Raw genomic sequence first — 23,194 nt, 5'->3', positions numbered from 1 at the left:
CGCCCGTTTTGTCCGGTTCCTCTGCGTCAGGGCGTCGAAGGGCCATGTGCGTCCCATTTGGGGCGGAAAAACGCCGGATGCCTTATCCCGGCGAATCCTCGAAGTTTTGTTCTTTACTTGTCGGTCGGGCTTGACCTATGGTCGAGCTCATGCCCGTAAAACGGTCAGTCATTGCGTGCCCGGAGTCCGTGGTAGCTGACGAGTACCAAAGCAAATTCGGTAATTGGGATCAGCGTGCGAGCGTCCGTGTCAAACCGAGCCGAGTACTCGCGCAGCCGTCCGGTGACCAGGTCTATTTCCCGCCTGAACTTGTTCCCGTCGTGTCCCACCCGATCGTGCGCGATGCCGCACCCGGGACGGTCCGCCGCATACTCGTCGAGCGGCTCTGCCACTACCTGCACTTCACCACGGAGCTGGAGTCCGTCGCCGTACTCCCCGTGACCGTGGCCCTCAGCCGCGGCCGGGACGACCTCGGTCTGGCCGCGGGCATGCGGCAGGACGCCTTCAAGATCTCGACCGACGAGGCCTGGCACGCGCAGTTCTCCCACGACCTCATGACGCAGGTCGCCGCGGAGACCGGGATCGCCCCGACCACGGCCGAACCCGCCTTCGTGCGCAGGCTGGAGGAGATCCGCGCGCTCATGCAGCCCGAGCTGCGCGGCGCCCAGTCCCTCGCCTTCTGCATCGTCAGCGAGACGCTGATCTCGGCGATCCTCTCCGACCTCCCGCGCGACCGCCGGCTGCCCGCCGCCGTCCGCGACCTGGTCCGCGACCACGCCGAGGACGAGGGCAAGCACCACGCGTACTTCCACGGCGTGCTCAAGTACTTCTGGCACTCCCTGAGCCCCCGGCAGCGCCGGCTGCTCGGGCCCTGGCTGCCCGAGCTGGTCACGGTATTCCTCGAACCGGACTACCCCGCCGTCGCCCGCTCCCTGCTCGCCGCCGGCCTCGGCACCGGCGAGGCGGAGGCCGTCATGGCCGAGTCGTACGAGGCCGCCGACGTGCGCGCCTCCATCGCCGAGGCCAGCCGCACGACCATCCGGTACTTCGTGGAGATCGGCGCCCTGGACGACCCGGGGACCCTGGACGCCTTCCACGCGGCCGGACTGACCGAGGGGCTCTCCCTGTGAGCCGACGAACGAACCGGAAGGACGGCACCGCGGTGACGACAGACAAGCTCGAGACGGCCGCCGCCCCCGAGGTGCTCCTCCACGACATCCCGCCCGGCCTGGTCCGGACGGTGACCCGCTCGCCGGCCAAGGCGCGGCTGTACGGGGTGGACAACTACTTCCGCGAGAGCAGCCGGCTCTTCGGCGACGACCTCGACGACGTGCTGCGGACCACCCTGTGCGTGCTCAAGCCCGAGGCCGCCGCCGGGCGGCGCTACCGCCCGGCCCTCGACGCGCTGCGCGACAACGGCTTCCGCCCGGTCGACGCGGTCCGCTTCCGCCACCACCGGCTCACCGTCAGGGAGACCTGGCGCTTCCAGCTGAACTTCGCCAGCCGGGAGCGGATCGACGCGATGGACCTGGTCCTCGGCACCTCCGACTCGGTGATGCTGGTCCTCAGGGACGAGCAGTGGACCCCCGGCGACGTCCCGGCCGCCGTCCGGCTGACCGCCCTCAAGGGACCGTCCGACCCGGCGCAGCGCCGCCCCGAGCACCTGCGCAGCCGGCTCGGCGCGGTCAACGGCCTGTTCAACTTCACCCACACCTCCGACGAGCCCATCGACGTGATGCGCGAGATCGCCATCGTCTGCGACGAGGAGCGCCGCCGGCTGCTGCACGCCCGGGTGCGCGCCGGACACGACGCGGTGCCCGAGGCCCTCGCCGCCTTCGCGGAGCTGGAGGCCGAGACTCCCGCGCACGACCTGGACCTGGAGAACAGCTGGCGACGGCTGGCCGCGGCCGAGGGGCCGGCCGGCGAGCCGGCGCGCCTGCGCGCGGCGGGCCGGGAGGTCCCCGTCCGGCTGATCGCCGCCGCCCTGCGCGCCGGCGCGGACGGCCCGGCCCAGCACTGGGACCTGCTCAGCGTGCTGACGCACAGCCTGCGCTTCAACGAACCGGGCATCGGGCGGATCTTCCCCAACGTCCTGCTCGAATCCTGGCAGAACGCCCCCGCGGTCCCGGCATGACCGGCCTCCCCGACGCGCTCGCCGGGCTCCGGTCCGCCCGCCGCGCCCCGGCGGACTTCGACGCCTTCTGGCGGGACACCCTGGACTCGGCGGCGCACCCGCTGGACCCCGTCTTCACCGAGGTCCCCAGCGCGCTGACCGCCGCCACGGTGTACGACACGTCCTTCGCGGGCTCGCGCGGCCACCGCATCGCGGCGTGGCTGATCGTGCCCCGGCCCGCACCGGCCGCCGGCCCGGACCGGCCGGCGCCCGTACCGTGCGTGGTGCAGTTCCTCGGCTACGGCGAGGGCCGCGGGGCCCCGCTGGACTGGCTGCTGTGGCCCGCCGTCGGCCGGGCCGTGCTGGTGGTCGACACCCGAGGCCAGGGGGGCGCCAACCTGCGCCCGGGGGACACCCCCGACCCGGTCGGGGCGACGCACCCGCAGGTACCGGGATTCGTCACCCGTGGCGTACTGGACCCGGCCGGGTACTACTACCGCGACGCCTACGTCGACGCCGTGCGCGCGGTGGACACCGCGCTCGCGCACCCGGCGGTGGACCCCGGGCGGATCGTCGTCTCCGGCTGCAGCCAGGGAGGCCTGCTGGCCCTCGCCGCCGCCGCGCTGCACGGGCGGGTGGCGGCGGCGCTGGTCGAGTCCCCGTTCCTGTGCGACGTGACCGACGCGGCGCGGCTCCCGGACCGGCAGCCCTACCGCGAACTGCTGCGGTTCTGCCAGTTCCACCCGCAGCACGTCGGACGCGTCCTGGACACCCTCGCCTACTTCGACGGCGTCGCGCTGGCCGAACGCGCCGCCTGCCCGGCCCTGTTCTCCCTCGCGATGCGGGACCAGGTCTGCTCCCCGGCCTCCGTCGCCACCACCTACCACCACTACGCCGGGCCGAAGCGGATCGGCGTGTGGCCGTTCGCCGGACACGCCGAGCCCAACGGCTACCAGCGCCGGGCGGAGGTGGACTTCGTCGCCGGGGTCCTCGGCGACCGTCCCGGTGCCCAGGCCGCGCCGTCCGGCGCGGCACCGGTGTCCTGAAAGACAGGGAGAGAGCACACGTGCTGTCCGAAGCATTGCCAGACCGGGAGCGGCTCAGCGAAGTCGACCAGGACGTCCTCGACCAGCTCACCTGGTCCCCGGAGAAGGCGCGGATGTACTCCGTGGAGCAGTACCTCCGGGAGAGCTGCTGGACCTTCGGCGGGGACCTGCCGCGGATGCTCGGCATCACGCTGTGCATGCTCAAGGCCGAGGCCACCGCGGGCCGTCGGCTGCGCTCCGCCGTCCGGGCGCTGGCCGGCGCCGGCTTCGAGCCGGTCGACGTGGTGGTCTTCCGGCACGACCGGCAGACCATCCGCGAGGTCTGGCGCCACCACTTCAACATCGCCACCTGGGACCGGGTCGAGGCGATGGACCTGATCCTGCCCAGCATCGACACGGTCTGCCTGGTCCTGAAGGACACCCGGTGGGCGCCCGGCCGGATGCCGGCCGCCATCCGCCTGAACTCCCTCAAGGGCCCGGCCGACCCGGAGCAGCGCCACCCCGACCACCTGCGCCACCAACTGGGCGTCGTCAACGGCCTGTTCAACTTCATGCACTGCTCGGACGAGCCGATCGACGTGTTCCGGGAGATCTCCGTCCTGTGCGACGACGACCGCCGCGCCCTGATGCGCGAGCGGATCCTCGCCGACCACGACGCCCTCCCCGAGGTGCTGGCCGCCTTCGACACCCTCGAAAGCCGCCACCCGGCCCACGACTTCGACTACGAGCTCAGCTGGGAGCGGCTGCGCACCGCCCCGGGCAGGCCGGGCGAGCTGGCCGCCCGCCGGGCCGCGGGCGGCGAGGTCGCGCTGACCGAGGTCATGGCGGCCACCCACGGCGTCCCGTACGAGCACCCCAGCCGCTGGGACCTGCTGACCGTGATCACCCACCTGCTGAAGGAGATGAACCTCCCCGGCGTGACCACCAGCGTCCCGAACGTCACCGCGGACTGGGACGGGCCGCGGTGACCACGGCGGGGCGGCTGCTCACCGTCAACCTCGGCGTCGAGCGCACCGGGCCGTGGACCTCCAACGGCCGCAGCGGCATCGACAAGCGGCCGGTGCCGGGCCCCGTCATGGCCCGGGCCACCGGGCTCGACGGCGACCTGATCGTCAACACGAAGGCGCACGGCGGCGTCGACAAGGCGGTGTACGCGTTCGCGCGCGAGGACGCCGGCTTCTGGGAGCGGGAACTCGGCCGCACCGTGGCGCCCGGGAACTTCGGCGAGAACTTCTCCACCGTCGGCGTCGACGTCACCCACGCCGAGATCGGCGAGCGCTGGCGGATCGGCGGCGCGGTCTTCGAGGTGATCCGCCCGCGCAAGCCCTGCCGGGTCTTCGCGGGCTTCTGGGACGTCCCGGACCTGGTCAAGCGGTTCATCGCGAACGGCGCGCCGGGTGCCTACCTGAGGGTCCTGACCGAGGGCGAGGTCTCGCCGGGCGATCCCGTCGAGGTGGTCAAGCGGCCGGGCCACGGGGTCACGGTGAACCTGATGCTGCGCGCGCTGACCACGGAGCCGGAGCTGCTGCCGCTGATGCTGCGGGCGCCGGAGATGCTCCCCAAGATCCAGGACCGGGCGCGGCGCCGGCTCGCCGCCCAGCAGGAGCAGGCGCAGGAGCAGGAACAGCGGGACCAGCAGGAGCAGCGAGACCTTCACGAACTCCGGGAACCCCGGGAACTCCAGGGGCGACCGCACCATCACGCGCACGTGGGGAAGGAACAGTGACAGCCATGACCGCCACGGGGGACCAGCTCATCGACCCGGCCCGGCTCGCCGCCCTCGCCTGGGAGGACCTCCCGGTCCTCCACGACCAGCTCGCGGAGCTGCTGGAGGAGCTGAGCACGGAGGAGTGGCTCGGCGCGGCCTTCGACCACGTCCTGGCCACGCCGGACCTGCTGGTGCAGAGCGAACGGCTGCAGGAACTGGACCGGGTGGTCCTGGTCAACGACGCCGCGAGCGGCGTGCGGGTACGGCTGCACGTCTTCCGCGACCGCGAGTTCGACCGTCCGCACAACCACCGCTGGACCTTCGGCAACCGGGTGCTGGCCGGCAGCTACCGCCACTACCTCTACGGCGACTACGAGGAGCTGACCACCGACACCAAGCTCGGTGAGCCCTTCATGGTCCGGGACGAGACGCCCGGCACCGGCTACGTGATCCGCCACACCCTGGTGCACTCGGTCGCCGCCGTGCCCGACACCACCTCGCTGATCGTCCGCGGCCCGGCCGCCAAGGACCGCTTCGTGGTCATGAACAACGAGACCGGCGAGGCCTGGTGGCAGTACGGGCACACAGTCGAGGACGAGGCGGAGATCGCCAAGCGGCGCCTCGGCGCGGAGAAGGTCTCCGGCATCCGCGACCTGCTGGTGCGCCAGGGCGTCCTGCACTGAACGCGGCCACGCCCGTGACCGCGGCCACCCCCGGCCACCCGAGAGCACGAGGAAAGACCACCATGGGAACCGAATCCCCCACCCCTGACGACCTGGCCGCCCTGCGCAGCCTCTCCAGCCTCCAGCCGCTGTACGGCATCGAGCGCTCGCTGACCGCCATCGCCTCGATGGGCGCCCTGGAAGCGGCCCGCTTCCTGGAGACCCTGCGGATGCGCACGCTGGTGATGTCCCGGCTCGCCCCGTACGAGGACCGGCCGGGCGTGCGCGGCTGCATGGCCGCGATGCGTCCCAAGACGGACAGCCTCAAGCGGATGCACAAGGTCCTGGACGCCAACCTGGAGATGCTGGAGCGGATCGCCCGCGACGCGGGCCTGGAGTTCTTCGCGATCAAGGGACTCGGCGCCCGCGCGACCTACCGCGACCCCGGCGTGCGCGACTTCAGCGACCTGGACGTCTTCGTGCGGACCCGGTCCGACGCGAGCGTCCTGGTCAGGGCGCTGCGCACGGAGCACGGCTACCAGTACCTGAAGGCCGAACTGCCGTGGATCAAGTACGACCCGAGCGAGAACCTCGTGTACGGGCAGTTCCCGCTGGTCGCGCCGGACGGTGCCGAGGACCTGCTGAACGTGGACATCCACTTCGGCGACTACTCGGTGCGGCACAGCAGCCGGATCGGGCTGACCCCGCGGCTGCCCGCCGGGGAGCCCGGGATCCACGTCCTCGCGCCCGAGGAGAACCTCGCCTGCGTCGTCAACAACGCCGCGGGCGACTACTTCGTGACGGCCAAGGACACCAACGACCTGCTGATGGCGCTCTCGCTGCCGGAGTTCGACGTCCCGCGCTTCGCCGCCCGGCTGCGCCAGGCCGGCCTGGAGGGCTTCCTCGGCTTCATCGTGGCCGAGCTGCGGGCCGGCACGGCCCTCACGGCGGCGCAGGAGGAGCGGCTGCGCGCCCTGCCCGCGGTGCGCACCCTGGAGCCGGTGCCGAACCCGCGGGAGCCGCACTGGGAGCGGCGCTGCCTGGGCACCACCGTGCACGCCTTCGGGGAGGGGCGCCGGCGCGGCGGGCTGGTCGGCGCGGTGAGGCTGGCCGCCGACGCGTACGGCTACTACCGCAACCGGCTGTCGCTGAGCGTGGCGGGCCCGGCGGACGGCGGCAGCGCCGAGCCCTTCGCGCTGAACCCGTGGACCTGCGTGCGGCTCGTCCCGGTGGACATCGCCGAGGACCTGCTCGCCGGCCGGCCGGTCCCGCCGCACCCCGCAACCCCCGGCCCCGCCAAGGCGCTCAGGGCGGACCGGGGCATCCAGCGGATCGACACCCCGTACGGGCAGTACGTGCGGATCGAGGACGAGACCTTCCTCGCCACCGTGGACTACCGGCTGCCGGGCGAGCTGATCGCCGGCGCCCGCGCGGTCGCCGCGGGCCGGGGCTGATGCTCGACCTCGGCGGTCCGCCCCGCCCCTGGCCGCCGGCCCTGGTGCGCCGCTTCGGTGCGGCGCACGACCGGGCCCTGGCGCGGGCGGACTGCTGGAGCACCCCGCCCGCGCAGGGCGACCCGGAGCTGCTGGAGCGGCTGGCCGAGCTGTTCGGCGCCCCGCCGGAGCGGACGGTGGTCACCGGCGGGGTGCGCCAGTTCGCCGGGAGCTGGGCGGGGCGCACCCGTACCGCACTGGTGGAGCGACCGGGCTTCGCCGACATCGGCCCGGTCCTCGCCGGGGCGTCCGAGGTCGGCGCACTGGCCTGGGAGGACCTCCCCGGCGCGGCCCGCGGCCACCAGGAGCCGGTGACGGTCTGGGTGACCAGCCCGTACCGCAATCCGGACGGCCGGTCGCTGGACGCGGCCGGCCGCCTGGCCCTGGCGGAACTGGCCGCCGAAGGGCACCAGGTGGTGGTCAACCAGGTCTACCGGTGGTTCGCCCCGCTGGAGGAACCGCCCGACGGCTGCTGGGGCGTGACCTCGCTGGCGAAGCTGTGCGGCGGCGGCAGCCGGCTCGGCTGGGCGACCCTGCCCGACCCGTCCGCCGCGCTGCCGACGCTGCGCGCCGCCGGGCCCGCCACCACCTGGCAGCGGGCCTGGGCCGGCTTCCTCGACCGGTCCGCGCTGACCTCGCTGGTCCGGTCCTGCGTCGAACCCACGCTGGAGGCGCGCCGGCTGTTCACCGAGCGGCTCGGCGAGCTGCTGGGCTGGGAGTTCACCGGGGGAGGGATGTCCCTGCTGCTGTCCTGGCGGGGCGCCACGGAGGAGCGGGTCCTGGCCGAACTCGCCGGACTGGACCTCGCGGTGGGGCCCGGCTCGGCCTTCGACGCGCCCCCGGGCTCGGTGCGGCTCGCGTTCTCCGGCGTGGACGCGCGGGAGGCGGTACGGGCCGCCGACCGGGTGGCCCGGCTGGCGGCCCGCACGGCGGGGGCGCTGGCGCCCGCTCGGTAGGGCCGGGCCCCGCGGGCTCAGGATGCGGTACGGGCGTACGCGGTCAGCCAGTTGAGGTCGCGGTGCCCGGCGCCGTAGCGCTGCCGCTCGTTGACGACGCGGACGTCGGCCCCGGTGAAGCCGGCCGCCTCCAGCAGGCCGCGGACCCGGTCGGCGGTCTGGTAGCGGAAGAAGCGGGCGGCGTCGGCGCTGAAGGACTCGACGAACTCCTCCTCGCCCTCCCCCTCCTTGAAGCTGACGAACAGCGCCCCGCCGGGCCGCAGCACCCGGTGGAACTCGGCCAGCGCGGCCGCCACGTGCTCGTCCCTGAGGTGCAGCAGCGTCGCCTGGGACCAGACGCCCGCGAAGGAGGCGTCGGGGAGGTCCAGCGCGCACACGTCCATGCGCCGGAAGTCCAGCCCGGGGTGGAGCTCCCGGGCCCGGGCGACGAAGGGCTCGCTCAGGTCGACGCCGGTCACCGCCACGCCCCTGGCCGCCAGCAGGGCCGTGTCGCGGCCGAAGGCACACCCGGCGTCCAGGACCGGCCCGGCCGGATCGGGGAGCATCCCGGTGAAGAGGTCGAGCTCCTCGTCCGGGACCATGCCCTTGGTGGCTGACTCGTACTTGTCGGCGCTGTGCTCGTAGGCGGCGATGGTGCGTGAGAGGTAGTCAAGCATGCCTGAAACCTACCCTCGTGGGGGTCGGAGCGGGCCGGAAGGGGGGCGCCCCGGACGGGACGCCCCCCTTCCGGGGCCGGTCAGGACTGCGCGGCGAGCAGTGCGGCCAGCCCGTCCAGCCCCCGGTCGACGGTGGCCGGGTCGACCTGGCTGACGGAGAGCCGCAGTTGGTGCTCCCCGCCCGTCCCCGGGTAGAAGTGCGACATCGGCGTCCAGATCACCCCGTACTCCGAGGCGGAGCGCTCCAGCAGCGCGTCGTCCACCACGCACGGCACCGTGAGCACCAGGAAGAAGCCGCCGCGCGGCTCGTTCCAGGTCACCCCGCAGCCGGGCGGGAAGCGCCGGGCCAGGCCCTCCAGCACCAGCGCGAGGTTGCGCCGGTAGAGCGCGGCCACCTCGGTGTTGGCGGCCCGCAGGCTGTGGCCGTGCTCCAGCAGCGCGCCGCCGATCACGGCCTGGGCGATCGGCGAGGTGTTCACCGTGGTCATGCTCTTGATCATGCCGAGCAGGTCGGCGAACAGCCCGGTGCCGCCCTGCCCGTCCGCCACCAGCTGGTCCGCCACCACGTACCCGACCCGGGCGCCCGGCAGGGCCGTCTTGGCGAAGGAGCCGAGGTGGACCACCCGCCGGTCGGTGTCCAGCGCCTTGAGCGAGGGCAGCCGCTCCTCGCCGGCGAACACGCAGTACGGGTTGTCCTCCAGCAGCAGGAAGTCCTCCTCGGAGGCCAGCGCCAGCAGCTCCCGGCGCAGCTCCAGCGGCAGGCTGGCCCCGCTCGGGTTGGCCACGTCCGGCACCAGGTAGAGCGCCCGCGGGCGCAGCCCCTCGGCCCGGGCGGCGGCCAGTTGACGGCGCAGGTCGGCGAGGTCCACGCCGTCCGGGCCGTCGGCGACCGCCCGCACCGGCAGGTCGGCCAGCAGCGCCGCGCCGGTCAGCCCCACGTAGGTGGGGGAGACGGCCAGCACCAGGTCCTCGGGGCCGCGGCGCAGCGCCCGCAGCACCAGGAACATCGCCTCCTGGCAGCCCACCGTGACCACGATCGACTCGGCGGGCACCTCGATGCCCTCGTCGGTGGCGAGGTGGGTGGCGATCAGCTCGTGGATGATCCCCTTGGTCCGCCCGTACTGGAGCACCTGCCGGCGGGCCGCCTCCTCCGTCAGCCCGCGCTCGGTGCGCAGGTGGTCGAGGTAGCGGTCCAGGTGGCGGTGGACGGCGTCCAGCTCGAAGAACTGCTCGGCCGGGCGGCCGGCCGCGAAGGAGACCGCCTCCGGGTAGCGGATGGAGATCTCGTTGAGCAGGTTCATCGAGGTCATCGCCGGGTCGGCGAGGGAGGTGTGCAGGCCCGCGAGCAGCAGGTCGTGCGGTGCGGCGATGGTGGTCACGGGGTGCTCCAGACGGGGCAGGGCAGGGTGGTGGTGCGCAGTTCGGCGGCGGCCCGGGGGTCGGCGCAGCCCGCGAGGCCGAGCGCGTGCCGCAGCTCGGTGGCGAGCAGGTCGAGGACCTCGGTGCAGCCCGCCTCGCCGCCGGCCGCCAGGCCCCAGATCAGCGGGCGCCCGAGCAGGACCCCGGTGGCGCCGAGGGCCAGCGCGGTGAGCACGTCCGAGCCGCCGCGCACCCCGCTGTCCAGCAGTACCTGGCAGTCCTCGCCGGCCAGCGCCTCGGCGACCTCCGGCAGCATCGTCACGGCGGGCACGGCCCGGTCGAGCTGGCGGCCGCCGTGGTTGGAGACCACCACGGCCGCGGCGCCGATCCCGGCGGCCCGCCGGGCGTCGGCCGGGTCGAGCACGCCCTTGACCACCAGCGGCAGGTCGGTCTCGCCGCGCAGCCACTCGAGGTCGGCCCAGGTGACGCCGGGGGAGAGCAGCTCCGCGGTGTGCGCGGCCACCGCCGAGACGGCGGCGGTGGCCTCGTGCGCCCGCCCGGCGGCGCCGCCCTCCAGCAGCGCCGCGCGGACGTCCGACGGCAGGGCGAAGGCGTTCCTGGCGTCGCGCAGCCGGCGGCCCATGTACGGCACGTCGGCGGTGACCACCAGGGCCTCGCTGCCGGCCTCCTCGGCCGCCCTGACCAGGTCGAGCAGCCGGCCGCGGTCGCGCAGCCAGTACAGCTGGAACCAGAGCGTGGCGCCGGTCTTCGCGAGCTCCTCGAAGCCGACGCTGCTGAGCGTGCCGACGGTGAACGGCACGCCCGCGGCGGCCGCGGCGCGGGCCGAGGCCAGCTCGCCCTCGGGGTGGAACAGCCGGTGGTAGGCGACGGGTGCCACCGCCACCGGCAGGGCCGCCCGGCTGCGCACCAGGGTGGCGGCGGTGTCCCGGGTGCTGACGTCGGTCAGCACCCGGGGCACCAGGGCCACCCGGTCGAAGGCGGCCCGGTTGGCGGCGAGCGTCAACTCGCGCTCGGCACCGCCCTCCAGCCACTCCCAGACCTCGGGCGCGAGCACGGCCCGGGCCCGGTCGGCGTACTCCGCGACGGACAGCGCCGGGCGCCCGCCGGCCGGGCCGGTCGGTGGTTCGTTGCGGACGGACGCGCTCATCCGGCCACTTCGCTGGCGTTGCGCTGGAGCTCCACGGCCTCGTAGAGGGCGCGGATGTTGTTGCTGCCGAAGTTGCGGGCCCGGATGCGCTCGATCACCTCGAAGAAGAAGGTGTTCCGCGGGTGCTGGGAGCGGGTGAAGATCTGGAACAGCTGGCCGTCGTGGTCCTGGTCGACCAGCAGGTTCAGCTCGCGCAGCTGCTCGAAGGAGTGCCGCAGCGGCGTCAGGCGGCCGGGCAGCGCGTCGTAGTAGGTCTGCGGGGTGCGCAGGAACGGCACGCCGCGCTCGGCCATGGTGGAGACGGAGTGCACCGCGTCCTCGGCGGCGAAGGCGACGTGCTGCACCCCGGCGCCGCCGTGGCCGGCCAGGAAGGAGGCGATCTGGCCGCCCGCGTCCGCGGTGAGCGGCTCGATCAGGGTGAGGGTGACGCTGTGGTCGGCGCTCTGCACGACCGCCGAGTCCATGCCGAGCGCGCCGACCTCGACCCGCTCCTCGAAGATCGTCCGGAAGCCGAAGACCTCGCGGTAGCGGTGCTCGGTCTTGCGCAGCTCGCCGAACGGCACCAGGACGGCGAAGTGGTCGACGGTCCGCAGGCCGACCTGGCCCTCGCCGGTCAGCGGGGCCGGGTCGGGCAGGCCGGGGATGCGGCCGGCCGGGACCTCGGGGCCGCGCTCGATCAGGGTGTGCACCACCTCGCCGAAGGCGTCGACGACCGCGGTGACGCAGCCGTCCGCGGCCTTCGGCTCGCCCAGCGCGGCGGCGCCGCGGGCGGTCAGGGTGCGGTACGCGTCGGTGGCGTCCGGCACCCGCAGGCCGAGGGCGCCGACGCCGTCGCCGTGCCGGGCCAGGTAGCCGGTGGCCGGGTGGCCGGCGGCCAGCGGCTGGGTGAGCAGCAGTCGGATGGAGGCCTGGCCGACCAGCGCGGACAGGCAGCGCTCGGCGGCCTCGCCGCGCTCGGTCGGCGGGACGAGCAGCTCGAAGCCGTACTCCGTGGTCAGCCGGGTGGTCTCGGCGCCCAGGTCGGCCACGTAGAACTCGACGTGGTCCAGCTCGACGGGGATCGGGGTGACGGTGGGAGAGGAACGGTCGGTCATCAGAGGAGCTCTCTCGTGAGGAGGACGGGAGGTGCTGAGGGACGATCGGGTGGAGCGGGCGTACGGGTGCGGGTGCGCGGGATCAGGTGGACTGGAGGTCCTTGGCGTTCTCGGGCTCGGTCGGGCCGTTGCCCTCGCCCTCGCCGTCGCCCTCGTCGGTGTCCGCGTCCGCGTCCGGGCCCTCGGGCTCCGGCGGCTCGGTCGGGGCCTCCGGCTTGCCGATCAGGTGGGCGGACGCGAGCAGCGCGCCGACCACCATCACGCCGAGCACCACCCGGAAGTCCAGGGCGGCCACCAGGCCGGAGCCGACGCCGACGGCCAGCGCCTGCGGCGCGGTGAGCGAGAGGTTGACGGCCGCCTGGGCGCGCCCCATCAGCTGTGGCGGGGTGGAGGCCTGGGCGGCGGTGGCGAGGCCGACCATGGCGGCCGGGATGCCCGCGCCCGCGATCACCAGGCCGGCCGACACCACGTACAGCGACGGGGCGAGCAGCAGGACGGTCCCGAGGCCGAACACCGCCGAGCCCGCCATGACCGTCCGGCGCGGCCCGAGCCTGCCGATCAGCAGGCCGCCGACCACCGAGCCGGCCAGCGCGCCGACGGCCTCGGTGGTCTCCAGCACGCCGAGGAACTGCGGCGAGCGGTGCAGCCCGTGCTGGGTCAGCGCGAACAGCACCGGCTGCAGCAGGCTCAGCACGAAGCCGGAGGCGGCGGTGGCCGCGACCAGCGGCCGCAGTCCGACCGAACCGCGCAGGTGGACGAAGCCGGCCAGCACCTCGGTGCGCCACCGCAGGCCCGAGGGCTCCGGCTTGACCTCCTCCACCCGCAGGGTGAGGAAGCTCAGCGCGGCCAGCAGCAGCACGACGAGGTCGGCCACCGCCACCACGTGCCCGCCGAACCAGCCGTAGAGGCCCGAGCCGAGCAGCGGCGCCACCAGTGTGGTGCCGGCCCGGGCGCTCTGGGTCAGCCCGGCCGCCGCGCCGAAGTCCTGACGCTCCGTCAGGATGCTGCGCAGCAGCGCGCTCTGCGCCGGGGCCAGGACGGCCCCGGCCAGACCGCAGACCGTGGCGGTGCAGTAGATGATCCAGACCGTGTCCCGGCCGTCGACCAGCAGCAGCGGCAGCAGCGAGAGGGCCACCGCCAGGTTGACCCCGACCAGCAGCGGCTTGCGCCGGACCCGGTCGGCGAGCAGGCCGCCGAGCGGGAGCAGCAGCAGGGGCGCGGAGAAGCAGAACAGCACCAGACCGGCGGCGGAGTTGCTGCCGGTCAGCACCTTGGCCCAGATGCCGAGGGCGATGGAGAGGGCGCTGTCACCGAGGACGGACAGGGTCTGCCCGGCCAGGTAGCGCCGGAACTCCGGGCGGACCAACAGCGGGTGCATGGCGGTTCCTTCGCTGCGCCGACGGCGCTTCGGGGTGTGCAGGGGTGTGCGGTGGTGCCGTGGTGCTCGGTGGTGCGGTGGTGCTGTGCGGTGGTGCGGTGCGGTGCGGTGGTGCAGGGACGCCCGGGGTGCGCCCTGACGCACGCGGGGTGCTCAGGGCGCCGGGCGGTCGGCGCGTCGGCGGGTCGGGCGCCGGGCGCTCAGGGTGTGGCCGGGTGGGCCGGGGCGAGCGGGGCGACGGCGGCGAAGCCCTCGATCACCGCGTCGTTGGCGTCCTTCTCGCCGATGGCGACCCGGATGCCCTGGCCGGGGTAGTAGCGCACGGCCACGCCCAGGCGCTCCAGCTCCGCGCGCAGCGGGAGCTGGTCGCCGGGGGCGTCGACCCACAGGAAGTTGGTGACGCTGGGCGCCACCGTCCAGCCGAGGCGCAGCAGTTCGGCCTCGGTGCGCTCCCGCTCCGCGGCGATCTCGGCGATCCGGCGCGCCATCTCGTCCTCGGCGCCGACGGCGGCGAGCAGGCCCGCCTCCTGGAGCCGGTTCACCGCGTACGGCACCTGGTGGTCCCGTACCCGTTGGGCCACGGACTCCTCCGCCAGCGCGTAGCCGATCCGCAGCGCGGCGATGCCGTGCGACTTGGACAGGGTGCGCAGCACCACGAGGTTCGGCCACTCGGCGATCCGGGCCGGCACGTCCGGGGCCTGCCAGCCCAGGGCGAAGTCGACGTACGCCTCGTCGAGCAGGATCAGCGCGGTGGCCGGCACCCGGCGGAAGAACTCCGTCAGCTCGGCCCAGGAGTAGACCGTGCCGGTCGGGTTGTGCGGGTTGCACAGCACGACGATCCGGGTGCGCCCGTCCATCCGCTCGGCCATCGCCGCCAGGTCGTGCCGGGCGTCGGGGCCGAGCGGGACCGGCCGGGCCTCGGCCCGGGCGATCTCGCAGAACAGCGGGTACGCGTCGAAGCAGGGCGCCGAGTGGACCACGTTGTCGCCGGGCTCGACCACCGCGTGGAAGAGGTCCAGCGCCACGCCCGCCGAGCCGTGGCCGACCACGACCTGGCCGGCCGGGACGCCCTGCCAGTCGGCGACGATCCCGGCGATCCGCTCCGGACGGAAGTCCGGGTAGCGGTGCAGGTCGGCACTGGCCTCGGCCAGCGCCGCCAGCACCGACGGCAGCGGCGGGTACGGGTGCTCGTTCTGTGCCAGCAGGTACCTGGCGTCCGACGGGCCGGCCATCAGTCGGCCTGGAGGACGTAGAGCCAGGAGTGCGGGGTGGCGAGCGCCTCGACGCGGTCGATCCGCAGGCCGGCCTCGGTGAACAGCTCCTCGTAGGTGGCCTTGGTGTGCAGCGGGACGCCCATCATCGCGTGCGCCAGCTCGAAGCCCACCGAGAAGACCGGCTGGGCGCCGTCGGAGGTGCCCGGGTCGCGCAGCATGGTGTCGCCGAGGACGAAGGTGCGGGCCTTCGGGAAGGACTCCCGCATCCGGGTGAAGATCGAGGAGCGGGTGGCCGGGTCGGCCAGCAGGTCGTGCAGCAGGAAGAAGCTCATCACGGTGTCGACCTCGGCCACCTCGGCGGCCTCGGCGTCGTTGTCGATCTGGGTGCCGAGCAGGCCCAGCACGTCCGCGCGGACGGCGGTGACCCGGTCCTGCATGCCGGCCTCGACGATGTCGCGGCGGGCGATGTCGGTGGCCGGGCGGCTGATGTCGATGCCCAGGCCCCGGGAGCCCTCGCGCTGCGAGACCACCCGGCGCACCCGGGCGGAGGTGCCCGAGCCCAGGTCGGCGATGTGCCGGAAGTCGATGCCGCTCAGCACGTCGGCGAGCTGGGCGGCGAACAGCGACTGGTCGCACTGGGCGGAGCCGAGGGCGACCATCGCCTCGTCGCGGAAGACGTCCGTGTCGTAGCGGTGGGTGCCGGCGCTCAGGTGGCCGGCGCGGCCGAACACGTCGTGGTAGCCGCCGACGGCCCAGGTGAAGTAGCCGCGCGCGGCGGCGATCTCCAGGCCCGCCTCGGTGGGCAGGTAGGCGTCGCCGTCGGCCTTGAGGTAGCCGTAGTCGGCGGCGGCGCGGAGCACGGCCTCGGTCCGGGCGGTGTCGCCGGCCTGGGCGGTGGCCTCGGCGGCCGAGAGCGGCTCGCCGCGCCCGATCGACTCCAGCAGGCCGATCCGGTCCAGCGCGAAGATCACGTTGGCGGCGATGAAGCCGTTGTAGGCGTCGGTCGAGGTGATCGGCGACGGGGTGATGCCACGCCAGGTGTCGGGGATGGCCGCAGTGGTCATGGTGGTGTCCGTTTCTCGGTGGGCGGACCGGGTGCGGTCCGCGTGGTGTGCGCAGGTCGGTCGCCTGCGGTCGGTAGGGGTCTGAAGTCGGTGCGTCAGGAGGTCAGGAGGTCAGGCGGGCGGCGAGCACCGGGCCGATGACGGCGAGCGCCTCGGTGCCCGTCATCGCGCCGTGGGTGCTCGGCACCTCGTGGACGTCGAGCCGGCCGCCCAGGTGCGGGCGCCAGCTCTCCGGGTCGGGGGCGTCGGCCGGCCGGTCCTTGGCGGCGGTGAAGAACACCGCGTCGCCGTCGTAGCCGGGCAGCGGGAGCGCGTGGGACAGCTCGGCGTTGGCCTGGAAGACCGAGACCACCCGGGCCACCCCGGCGCCGCTGAGGCCGGCCAGCGGGCCCTCGCCGTCGCGGACGAGCGCGGCGTAGCCGTCCTCGTCGGCGGGCCAGGCGGTGACCTCCCCGGCCGGGTGGCCGAGCGAGTCGAGGATCACCGCGAGCTGCGCCGGGTCGTCCCGCCACTGCTCGGGCCCCGGCTCGCCGGTGCCCGGGTAGGCGTCCAGCAGCGCGAGCAGCCGGACCTCCTCGCCCTGGCGGCGCAGCAGCGCGGCGATCGCGTGGGCGACGGCCCCGCCGAACGACCAGCCGAGCAGGGCGTACGGGCCCTCGGGGCGGACGGCGCGGATCTGCGCGAGGTAGGTCCGGGCGAGTTCCTCGACCGAGGCCGGGTGCGCGGCCGGGTCGGCCAGGCCGGGGGCCTGGAGGCCGTAGATCGGCTGCTCGGCGTCGAGGTGGCGCAGCAGGCCGGTGTAGACCCAGCTGATGCCGGCGGCCGGGTGGACGCAGAACAGCGGCGGGCGCGAGCCGCGGGTGCGGATCGGCAGCAGGACGGGGAAGCTCTCGGCGGCCGGGCCCCGGGTGAGCCGCTCGGCCAGCCGGGCCACGGTCGGCGCCTCGAACAGCGTGCGGACGCCGACCCGGTCGCCCTCGCCGACCAGGTCGCGCAGGCCCGCGACCAGCCGGCTGGCCAGCAGCGAGTGCCCGCCGAGTTCGAAGAAGTTGTCGTCCACGCCGACCTTCTCCAGCCCGAGCAGGTCGGCGAACAGGCCGCAGAGCAGCTCCTCCTGGGGCGTCGCGGGCGCCCGCCCGGAGCCGAGCCAGGTGGTGTCGGGGGCCGGCAGGGCCTTGCGATCGACCTTGCCGTTGGCGGTCAGCGGCAGGGCGTCCAGGGCGACGACCGCCGAGGGCACCATGTAGTCCGGCAGGGACGCTCCGACGTGGGCCCGCAGTTCGGCCTGGTCGACCGTCCGCCCGGGGTGGGCGACGGCGTAGCCGACCAGCCGGCGGTCGCCCGGGCGGTCCTCCCGGACCAGCACGAACGCCTGGGCCAGGGAGGGGTGGCGGGCCAGCACGGCCTCGATCTCGCCGGGCTCGATCCGGAAGCCGCGGATCTTCACCTGGTGGTCGGTGCGGCCCAGGTACTCCAGGGTGCCGTCGGCCTGGCGGCGGACCAGGTCGCCCGAGCGGTACATCCGGCTGCCGGGGGCGCCGTACGGGTCGGCGACGAAGCGCTCGGCGCTCTGGCCGGGCCGGTTGAGGTAGCCGCGGGCCAGGCCGGCGCCCGCGATGTACAGCTCGCCCTCGACCCCGGCCGGGACGGGCTGGAGCGCGGCGTCCAGGACGTAGAGCCGGGTGTCGAGCACGGGCCGGCCCATCGGCGGGGCGATCCGGCCGGCGAGCGGTTCGCTCATGCTGGCGCAGACGGTGGACTCGGTCGGGCCGTAGGCGTTGACCATCCGCAGCCGGGCCGACCAGTGCTCGACCAGGTCGGGCGGGCAGGCCTCGCCGGCCACCACCAGGGTGCCGCCCTCCGGCAGCGCGTCCGGGGCGAGGACGGCCAGCGCGGTCGGCGGCAGGGTCAGGTGGGTGACGCCCTGCTCGGCGACCAGCTCGGTCAGCGAGGGGCCGGGCAGCAGCTGGTCGGCGTCGCCGAGGACGGCCCGGGCGCCGGTGAGCAGCGCCATGCCCAGCTCCCAGACGGCCGCGTCGAAGGACGGTGAGGCGAACAGCAGCACCCGGCTGTCCGGGGTGACGGCCAGGCCCCGGCGCTGGCTCTCCACCATGGCGGCGAGGCCGGTGTGGGTGACCACCACGCCCTTGGGGCGGCCGGTGGAGCCCGAGGTGTAGATGACGTACGCGGCCGAGTGCGGGGTGATCGCGGTGCCGGTGAGGTCGTGCGCCGGGTGGCCGGAGGCGTCCAGGTCCTCGATCAGCAGCCGCGGGACGGTGCTGTCGGCGAGCAGGCCGTCGGCCAGCGCCCGGCTGGTGAGGACCAGCGCGGGCCGGGCGTCGTCCAGCATGTAGGCGATCCGGTCGGCCGGGTAGCGCGGGTCCAGCGGCTGGAAGACCGCGCCGGCCTTGAGCACGGCGAGCTGGGCGACGATCAGCTCGATCGAGCGCTCCAGGGCGATCGCGACGAACCGCTCGGGGCCCGCGCCGTGCTCGATCAGCAGCCGGGCGAAGCGGTTGGCGCGCTCGTTCAGCTCGCCGTAGGTGACCTGCTCGGCGCCGAAGGAGAGCGCGACGGCCTCCGGGCGGGCGGCGGCCCGGGCCTCGAAGAGCGCCGGGAAGGTGCCGAGCGGGAGGTCCTCCCGGGTGTCGTTCCAGCCGGTGAGCAGCTGCTCGCGCTCCTCGGGGGCCAGCACCTCGACCCGGCCCACCGCGAGATCCGGGTCGGCCAGCACCGCGCGCAGGGCGCGCTCGAAGCGGGCGGCCGTCGCCTCGGCGGTGGCCCGGTCGAACAGGTCGACGGCGTACTCCACCGTCAGGCCCAGCCCGGCGGGCGCGCCGGCCGCGTCGAAGCTCTCGCTGAAGGCGAAGGTCAGGTCGAACTTGGCGAGGTCGGAGTCCAGTTGCTCGACCCGGCCGGGCAGGCCGTCGAGGCCGATCTCCCCGGCGTCGCCGCCGGAGGTCAGCATCACCTGGCAGAGCGGGTGGCGGGCGGTCGAGCGCACCGGGTTGAGCAGCTCGACCAGCCGCTCGAAGGGCACGTCCTGGTGCTCGAAGGCGTCCAGGGTGGAGACCCGCACGCGCTCCACCAGCTCCCGGAAGCTCGGGTCGCCGGAGAGGTCGGTGCGCAGCACCAGGGTGTTGACGAAGAAGCCGACCAGGTCCTCCAGCGCCTCGTCGGTGCGGCCGGCCACCACGGTGCCGATCGGCAGGTCGGTGCCCGCGCCGATCCGGCCCAGGGTGGTGGCGAGCGCGGCCTGCATCACCATGAAGACGCTGGCCCGGCTCCGCTGCGCCAACTCGACCAGGGAGGCGTGGAGTCCGGCGTCCATCCGCAGCTCGACGGCGGCGCCGAGGCGGCTCGGGGCGGCGGTGCGGTGCCGGTCGAAGGGGAGCGTCAGCTCCTCCGGAAGGTCGGCCAGGGCCTGCTGCCAGTAGGCGAGTTGATCGGTCAGCAGGGCGCTGGGCCGCTCGTCGGTGCCGAGCAGCTCGTGCTGCCAGAGGGTGTAGTCGGCGTACTGCACCGGCAGCGGCTCCCAGCCGGGGGCGGTGCCGGTGCGGCGGGCCCGGTACGCCTCGGCGAGGTCGCGCACCAGCGGGACCACGGACCAGCCGTCGGTGGCGATGTGGTGCATCAGCACCAGCAGGACGTGCTCCTGGTGCGGCAGCGACAGCAGGGTGGCGCGGACCGGCAGGTCGCGGGCGAGGTCGAAGACCTGCGACCCGGCCTCGGCGAGGGCCGCCGCGAGCTCCTCCTCGGAGGCCACCGAGGCGGTGTGCAGCGGGAGTTCGGGGTTCTCCAGGAGCAGCTGGTGCGGTTGCCCGTCGGTGGTCGGGTAGACGGTGCGGAGCACCTCGTGGCGCTCCAGCACGTCCGCCAGGGCCGCCTGGAGGGCGGCGGCGTCGACCGGGCCGGTCAGCCGGAGGGCGCACGGGGTGTTGTAGAGCGCGCTCGGGCCCTCGAACTGGTCGATGAACCAGAGGCGTTGCTGCGCGGGGGAGAGCGGGACGCGGTCGGGGCGCTCGACCGGCCGCAGGGCCGGACGGGCGGCGCCCGGGGCGGGCAGCGCCTCGGCGAGCGCGGCCACGCTGGGGGCGTCGAACAGCGTGCGGACGGGCAGTTCGGTGCCGAGCGCGGTGCGGATGCGGCCGACCAGCTTGGTGGCGAGCAGCGAGTGGCCGCCCAGGTCGAAGAAGCTGTCGTCGATCCCGATCCGCTCCAACCCGAGGACGTCGGTGAAGAGTTCGCACAGGGCGCGCTCGGTGTCGGTGCGCGGGGCGCGGCCCTCGGCGCCGCCGGTCCAGTCCGGGGCGGGCAGGGCGCGGCGGTCCACCTTGCCGTTGGCCGTCACCGGGAGGGCGTCGAGGACGACCACGGCGGCCGGGAGCATGTAGCCGGGCAGGCTGTCGGCGACGGCGGCGCGCAGCTCGGCGGGAGTGCCGTCGCCGGTGGCGTACACCACCAGGCGCTTGTCGCCGGGCCGGTCCTCGCGGACCACGGCGAAGGCCTGGCCGACGCCCGGGAGGGCGGTGAACGCGCCCTCCACCTCGCCGAGTTCGATCCGGAAGCCGCGGATCTTGACCTGGTCGTCGGCCCGGCCGAGGAACTCCAGCACGCCGTCGGCGGTCCAGCGGACCAGGTCGCCGGTGCGGTACATCCGGGCGCCGGGCTCGCCGAACGGGCAGGCGACGAAGCGCTCGGAGGTCAGGCCGGGGCGGCCGACGTAGCCGCGGGCCAGGCCGGCCCCGGCGATGTACAGCTCGCCGGCCACGCCGGCCGGGACGGGCTGGAGCGCGGTGTCCAGCACGTACAGCCCGGTGTTGTTCAGCGGGCGCCCGATCGGCACCACGGCGGGGACGGGCTCGCCCGGGGCCATGGTGAAGGTGGTCTTGATGGCGGTGGTCTCGGTGGGGGCGTACACCGCGACCACGGAGGTGTCCGGGCAGGCCCGGTGGAGCCGGCGGACGGACTCCGGCGGGACGACGTCGCCGCCGGTCCACACCTGCCGGACGTTGCGGAAGGCGGCCGGGTCCTCGTCGGCCATCAGTCGCAGCAGGCCGGACGGGGCCTGGACCAGGGTCACCTCGTGGGTGGTGATGGTCTCGGCGAGGCGGCGGATGTCCAGCTCGCCGGGCTCGGCGAGCACGATCGCCCCGCCGGTGACCAGCGGCGCCCAGATCTCGGTGGTGGAGGCGTCGAAGGCGGTGGGCGAGTGCAGCAGCACCCGCTCGTGGTGGCCGGCCCGGAAGTGCGGGTTGCCCAGCAGGTCCACCACGTTGCGGTGGGTGACGGCGACGCCCTTGGGCACCCCGGTCGAGCCCGAGGTGTACATCACGTAGACGAGTTGGCCGGGCAGGACGGGCACGGCCGGGTCGCCCGCCGCGGGGGCCCCGGCGAGCAGCGCGTCGGTGACCTCGACGGTGGCGAAGCCCTCGGTGGCGAGCACCGGGTGGCCCTGGTGGGCCGGGTCGACGAGCAGCAGGGCGGTGCGGGTGTCGGCGAGGATGTGCTGGAGCCGGTCCAGCGGGTAGCGGTCGTCCAGCGGGACGTAGGTGCCGCCCGCCTTGGCGATCGCGAGGACGGCGGTGAGCAGCCCGGCGGAGCGCTCCATCAGCACCGCGACCGGCTGCTCGGTGGTCAGGCCGCGCTCCAGCAGCAGGGCGGCGAGCCGGTTGGCGCGGTCGTTCAGCTCCGCGTAGTCGAGCCGCTCGGTGCCGGAGACCAGGGCGAGGGCCCCGGGGGTGGCGGCGGCCTGGGCCTCGAACAGCCGGGGCAGGCTCTGCTCGGCGACCGGCGCGGCCGGCCCGTTCCAGCCGGTGAGCAGCTGCTCGCGCTCGGCCGGGGCGAGGATCTCGATGCCGCCGATCGGCGCGTCCGGGGCGGCCACGGCGGCGCGCAGGACGCGCACCAGCCGCTCGGCGAGGGAGACGGCGGTGGCGTGGTCGAAGAGGTCGGCCGCGTAGTCGACGGCGGCGCGCACGCCCAGGCAGGTGCCGTCGGCCGCGAGCCGCTCGACGAAGTTGAAGTTGAGGTCGAACTGGGCCTGCGCCTCGCCGACCTCGACCGGGGTGCCCGTCGCGGTGCCGAAGGCGAGGTCGCCGGCCTGCTCCGCGTTGAGCGTGACGACGGTCTGGAAGAGCGGGTGGCGGGCGGGGGTGCGGGTGGGGTTGAGGTGCTCGACCAGGCGCTCGAAGGGGATGTCCTGGTGGTCGTAGGCGTCCAGGTTCGCGCGCCGGACGCGGTCGAGCAGCTCGCGGAAGGTCGGGTCGCCGCTGGTGTCGGTGCGCAGCAGCAGGGTGTTGACGAAGAAGCCGACCAGGTCGTCCAGGGCCTCGTCGGTGCGGCCGGCGACGGGGGTGCCGAGCGGCAGGTCGGTGCCGGCGCCGAGGCGGGTGTAGAGGGTGGCGACCGCGGCCTGCAGCGCCATGAACAGGCTGGCGTGCCGGCCGGAGGCCAACTCGGTGAGCGCGCCGTGCAGTTCGGCGTCCAGCTCGAAGTCGGCGGCGCCGCCGCGGCGGCTCGGCCGGGCCGGGCGCGGCCGGTCGTAGGGGAGCGCCAGCTCCTCCGGAAGGTCGGACAACTCCTGCCGCCAGTGGGCGAGTTGCAGGGAGACGACGCTCTCCGGGTCGTCCTCCTCGCCGAGCAGCTCGCGCTGCCAGAGGGTGTAGTCGGCGTACTGCACCGGCAGCGGCTCCCACCGCGGCTCGGTGCCGGTGGTCCGGGCCCGGTACGCCTCGGCGAGGTCGCGGAAGAGCGGGGCGACCGACCAGCCGTCGCTGGCGATGTGGTGGGTGAGCAGCAGCAGGACGTGCTCGTCCGGCGCGGGCAGCGCGTACAGCCAGGCCCGCACGGGCAGGTCGGCGGCGAGGTCGAAGACCTGCCCGGCCGCCTCGTGCAGCAGCGCGGGCAGCTCGGCCTCGTCGGCCACCGGCACCCGGTGCAGGGTCGGGCGCCCCTCGGTGAGGATGTGCTGGTGGGGCTGGCCGTCGGTGGTGGGGAAGACGGTGCGCAGCACCTCGTGCCGGTCCACCACGTCCCCGAGCGCGCCTTCGAGGGCGGCGGCGTCGAGCCGGCCGGTCAGCCGGAGGGCGAACGGAGTGTTGTAGAGGGCGCTCGGTCCCTCGAACTGTTCGATGAACCAGAGCCGCTGCTGGGCGAACGACAACGGGATCAAGGTCTGCCTCCGACTGGCGACGTACGGCTGCTGTGGCTGGTGGGGCTGCGGTGCCCGGTGGTGCGGAGCGGTCGTGCGGCGGGGGCGGGCCGCGCCGGTGGCGCGGCCC

At 74.6% G+C, this 23,194-nt stretch carries 15 protein-coding genes and 1 pseudogene; 8 read left to right on the top strand and 8 right to left on the bottom strand.

Translation table 11 applies throughout. From position 1 onward, the window contains the following. Positions 1–137 precede the first annotated feature (137 nt). From ACFVXH_RS06060 to ACFVXH_RS06025, 8 genes are all read left to right on the top strand, one after another. On the top strand, positions 138–1,130 hold the full coding sequence (locus ACFVXH_RS06060; RefSeq protein ID WP_387820513.1) for a diiron oxygenase: 993 nt from the start codon (positions 138–140) through the stop codon (positions 1,128–1,130). A 32-nt stretch (positions 1,131–1,162) separates the two neighbouring features. Then, positions 1,163–2,134, top strand: a complete 972-nt coding sequence (locus ACFVXH_RS06055) for a nucleoside-diphosphate kinase (protein WP_387820510.1) — start codon at positions 1,163–1,165, stop codon at positions 2,132–2,134. Further along, positions 2,131–3,159, top strand: coding sequence for an acetylxylan esterase (locus ACFVXH_RS06050; RefSeq protein ID WP_387820507.1), 1,029 nt, complete (start codon positions 2,131–2,133; stop codon positions 3,157–3,159). Before ACFVXH_RS06055 ends, ACFVXH_RS06050 begins: the two co-directional genes overlap by 4 nt. A gap of 20 nt (positions 3,160–3,179) precedes the next feature. Further along, positions 3,180–4,127: a nucleoside-diphosphate kinase gene (locus ACFVXH_RS06045; RefSeq protein ID WP_147409231.1), complete on the top strand. Its 948-nt coding sequence runs from the start codon at positions 3,180–3,182 to the stop codon at positions 4,125–4,127. After that, positions 4,124–4,885: an MOSC domain-containing protein gene (locus ACFVXH_RS06040; RefSeq protein WP_387820503.1), complete on the top strand. Its 762-nt coding sequence runs from the start codon at positions 4,124–4,126 to the stop codon at positions 4,883–4,885. The genes ACFVXH_RS06045 and ACFVXH_RS06040 overlap by 4 nt, the downstream gene beginning before the upstream one ends. Positions 4,886–4,890: 5 nt before the next feature. Continuing rightward, on the top strand, positions 4,891–5,550 hold the full coding sequence (locus ACFVXH_RS06035) for a hypothetical protein (RefSeq protein WP_117490511.1): 660 nt from the start codon (positions 4,891–4,893) through the stop codon (positions 5,548–5,550). Positions 5,551–5,612: 62 nt separating this feature from the next. Further along, positions 5,613–6,983: a nucleotidyltransferase family protein gene (locus ACFVXH_RS06030; protein WP_387820500.1), complete on the top strand. Its 1,371-nt coding sequence runs from the start codon at positions 5,613–5,615 to the stop codon at positions 6,981–6,983. Continuing rightward, on the top strand, positions 6,983–7,978 hold the full coding sequence (locus ACFVXH_RS06025; RefSeq protein WP_387820497.1) for an aminotransferase class I/II-fold pyridoxal phosphate-dependent enzyme: 996 nt from the start codon (positions 6,983–6,985) through the stop codon (positions 7,976–7,978). The genes ACFVXH_RS06030 and ACFVXH_RS06025 overlap by 1 nt, the downstream gene beginning before the upstream one ends. A 17-nt stretch (positions 7,979–7,995) precedes the next feature. Here ACFVXH_RS06025 and ACFVXH_RS06020 read toward each other — a convergent pair whose 3' ends face one another. The 8 genes and pseudogenes from ACFVXH_RS06020 to ACFVXH_RS05985 form a co-directional block, all read right to left on the bottom strand. After that, positions 7,996–8,634: a bifunctional 2-polyprenyl-6-hydroxyphenol methylase/3-demethylubiquinol 3-O-methyltransferase UbiG gene (locus ACFVXH_RS06020; RefSeq protein WP_074004067.1), complete on the bottom strand. Its 639-nt coding sequence runs from the start codon at positions 8,632–8,634 to the stop codon at positions 7,996–7,998. 80 nt (positions 8,635–8,714) lie between these two features. Next, positions 8,715–9,944 carry a PLP-dependent aminotransferase family protein gene (locus tag ACFVXH_RS06015; protein ID WP_117492098.1) on the bottom strand — a complete coding sequence of 410 codons (1,230 nt, stop codon included), beginning with the start codon at positions 9,942–9,944 and terminating at the stop codon, positions 8,715–8,717. Positions 9,945–10,009: 65 nt separating this feature from the next. Beyond that, a complete protein-coding gene (locus ACFVXH_RS06010; RefSeq protein WP_074004068.1) occupies positions 10,010–11,161 on the bottom strand; it encodes an alpha-hydroxy acid oxidase in 1,152 nt (383 codons plus the stop codon). Continuing rightward, positions 11,158–12,255, bottom strand: a complete 1,098-nt coding sequence (hppD, locus tag ACFVXH_RS06005; protein WP_049649755.1) for a 4-hydroxyphenylpyruvate dioxygenase — start codon at positions 12,253–12,255, stop codon at positions 11,158–11,160. The genes ACFVXH_RS06010 and hppD overlap by 4 nt, the downstream gene beginning before the upstream one ends. Positions 12,256–12,337: 82 nt before the next feature. After that, entirely contained in the window at positions 12,338–13,633 is a 1,296-nt protein-coding gene (locus ACFVXH_RS06000) for an MFS transporter (RefSeq protein WP_074004069.1), read from the bottom strand. A 200-nt stretch (positions 13,634–13,833) separates the two neighbouring features. After that, on the bottom strand, positions 13,834–14,865 hold the full coding sequence (locus ACFVXH_RS05995) for a pyridoxal phosphate-dependent aminotransferase (RefSeq protein ID WP_375876913.1): 1,032 nt from the start codon (positions 14,863–14,865) through the stop codon (positions 13,834–13,836). Then, positions 14,865–15,911 carry an SAM-dependent methyltransferase gene (locus tag ACFVXH_RS05990; RefSeq protein WP_387820490.1) on the bottom strand — a complete coding sequence of 349 codons (1,047 nt, stop codon included), beginning with the start codon at positions 15,909–15,911 and terminating at the stop codon, positions 14,865–14,867. Before ACFVXH_RS05990 ends, ACFVXH_RS05995 begins: the two co-directional genes overlap by 1 nt. A gap of 103 nt (positions 15,912–16,014) precedes the next feature. Next, positions 16,015–23,085 (bottom strand): annotated as a pseudogene (locus ACFVXH_RS05985) (amino acid adenylation domain-containing protein); the annotation flags it as partial. Positions 23,086–23,194 lie beyond the last annotated feature (109 nt).

Origin of the sequence: Kitasatospora sp. NPDC058184 (genome assembly GCF_042883725.1) — a bacterium.
In the GTDB taxonomy this organism is placed as follows: Bacteria; Actinomycetota; Actinomycetes; order Streptomycetales; family Streptomycetaceae; genus Kitasatospora.
This window is presented reverse-complemented; position numbering and strand designations above follow the sequence as displayed.

Excerpts from the sequence above, each read along its gene's own strand:
- ACFVXH_RS06035 (WP_117490511.1), top strand. The coding sequence starts at position 4,891 with ATGACCGCCACGGGGGACCAGCTCATCGACCCGGCCCGGCTCGCCGCC.
- ACFVXH_RS06030 (WP_387820500.1), top strand. The coding sequence starts at position 5,613 with ATGGGAACCGAATCCCCCACCCCTGACGACCTGGCCGCCCTGCGCAGC.
- ACFVXH_RS05995 (WP_375876913.1), bottom strand. The coding sequence starts at position 14,865 with ATGGCCGGCCCGTCGGACGCCAGGTACCTGCTGGCACAGAACGAGCAC.
- ACFVXH_RS06015 (WP_117492098.1), bottom strand. The coding sequence starts at position 9,944 with ATGACCTCGATGAACCTGCTCAACGAGATCTCCATCCGCTACCCGGAG.
- ACFVXH_RS06020 (WP_074004067.1), bottom strand. The coding sequence starts at position 8,634 with ATGCTTGACTACCTCTCACGCACCATCGCCGCCTACGAGCACAGCGCC.
- ACFVXH_RS06010 (WP_074004068.1), bottom strand. The coding sequence starts at position 11,161 with ATGAGCGCGTCCGTCCGCAACGAACCACCGACCGGCCCGGCCGGCGGG.
- ACFVXH_RS06060 (WP_387820513.1), top strand. The coding sequence starts at position 138 with ATGGTCGAGCTCATGCCCGTAAAACGGTCAGTCATTGCGTGCCCGGAG.
- ACFVXH_RS06000 (WP_074004069.1), bottom strand. The coding sequence starts at position 13,633 with ATGCACCCGCTGTTGGTCCGCCCGGAGTTCCGGCGCTACCTGGCCGGG.
- hppD (WP_049649755.1), bottom strand. The coding sequence starts at position 12,255 with ATGACCGACCGTTCCTCTCCCACCGTCACCCCGATCCCCGTCGAGCTG.
- ACFVXH_RS06025 (WP_387820497.1), top strand. The coding sequence starts at position 6,983 with ATGCTCGACCTCGGCGGTCCGCCCCGCCCCTGGCCGCCGGCCCTGGTG.
- ACFVXH_RS06050 (WP_387820507.1), top strand. The coding sequence starts at position 2,131 with ATGACCGGCCTCCCCGACGCGCTCGCCGGGCTCCGGTCCGCCCGCCGC.
- ACFVXH_RS05990 (WP_387820490.1), bottom strand. The coding sequence starts at position 15,911 with ATGACCACTGCGGCCATCCCCGACACCTGGCGTGGCATCACCCCGTCG.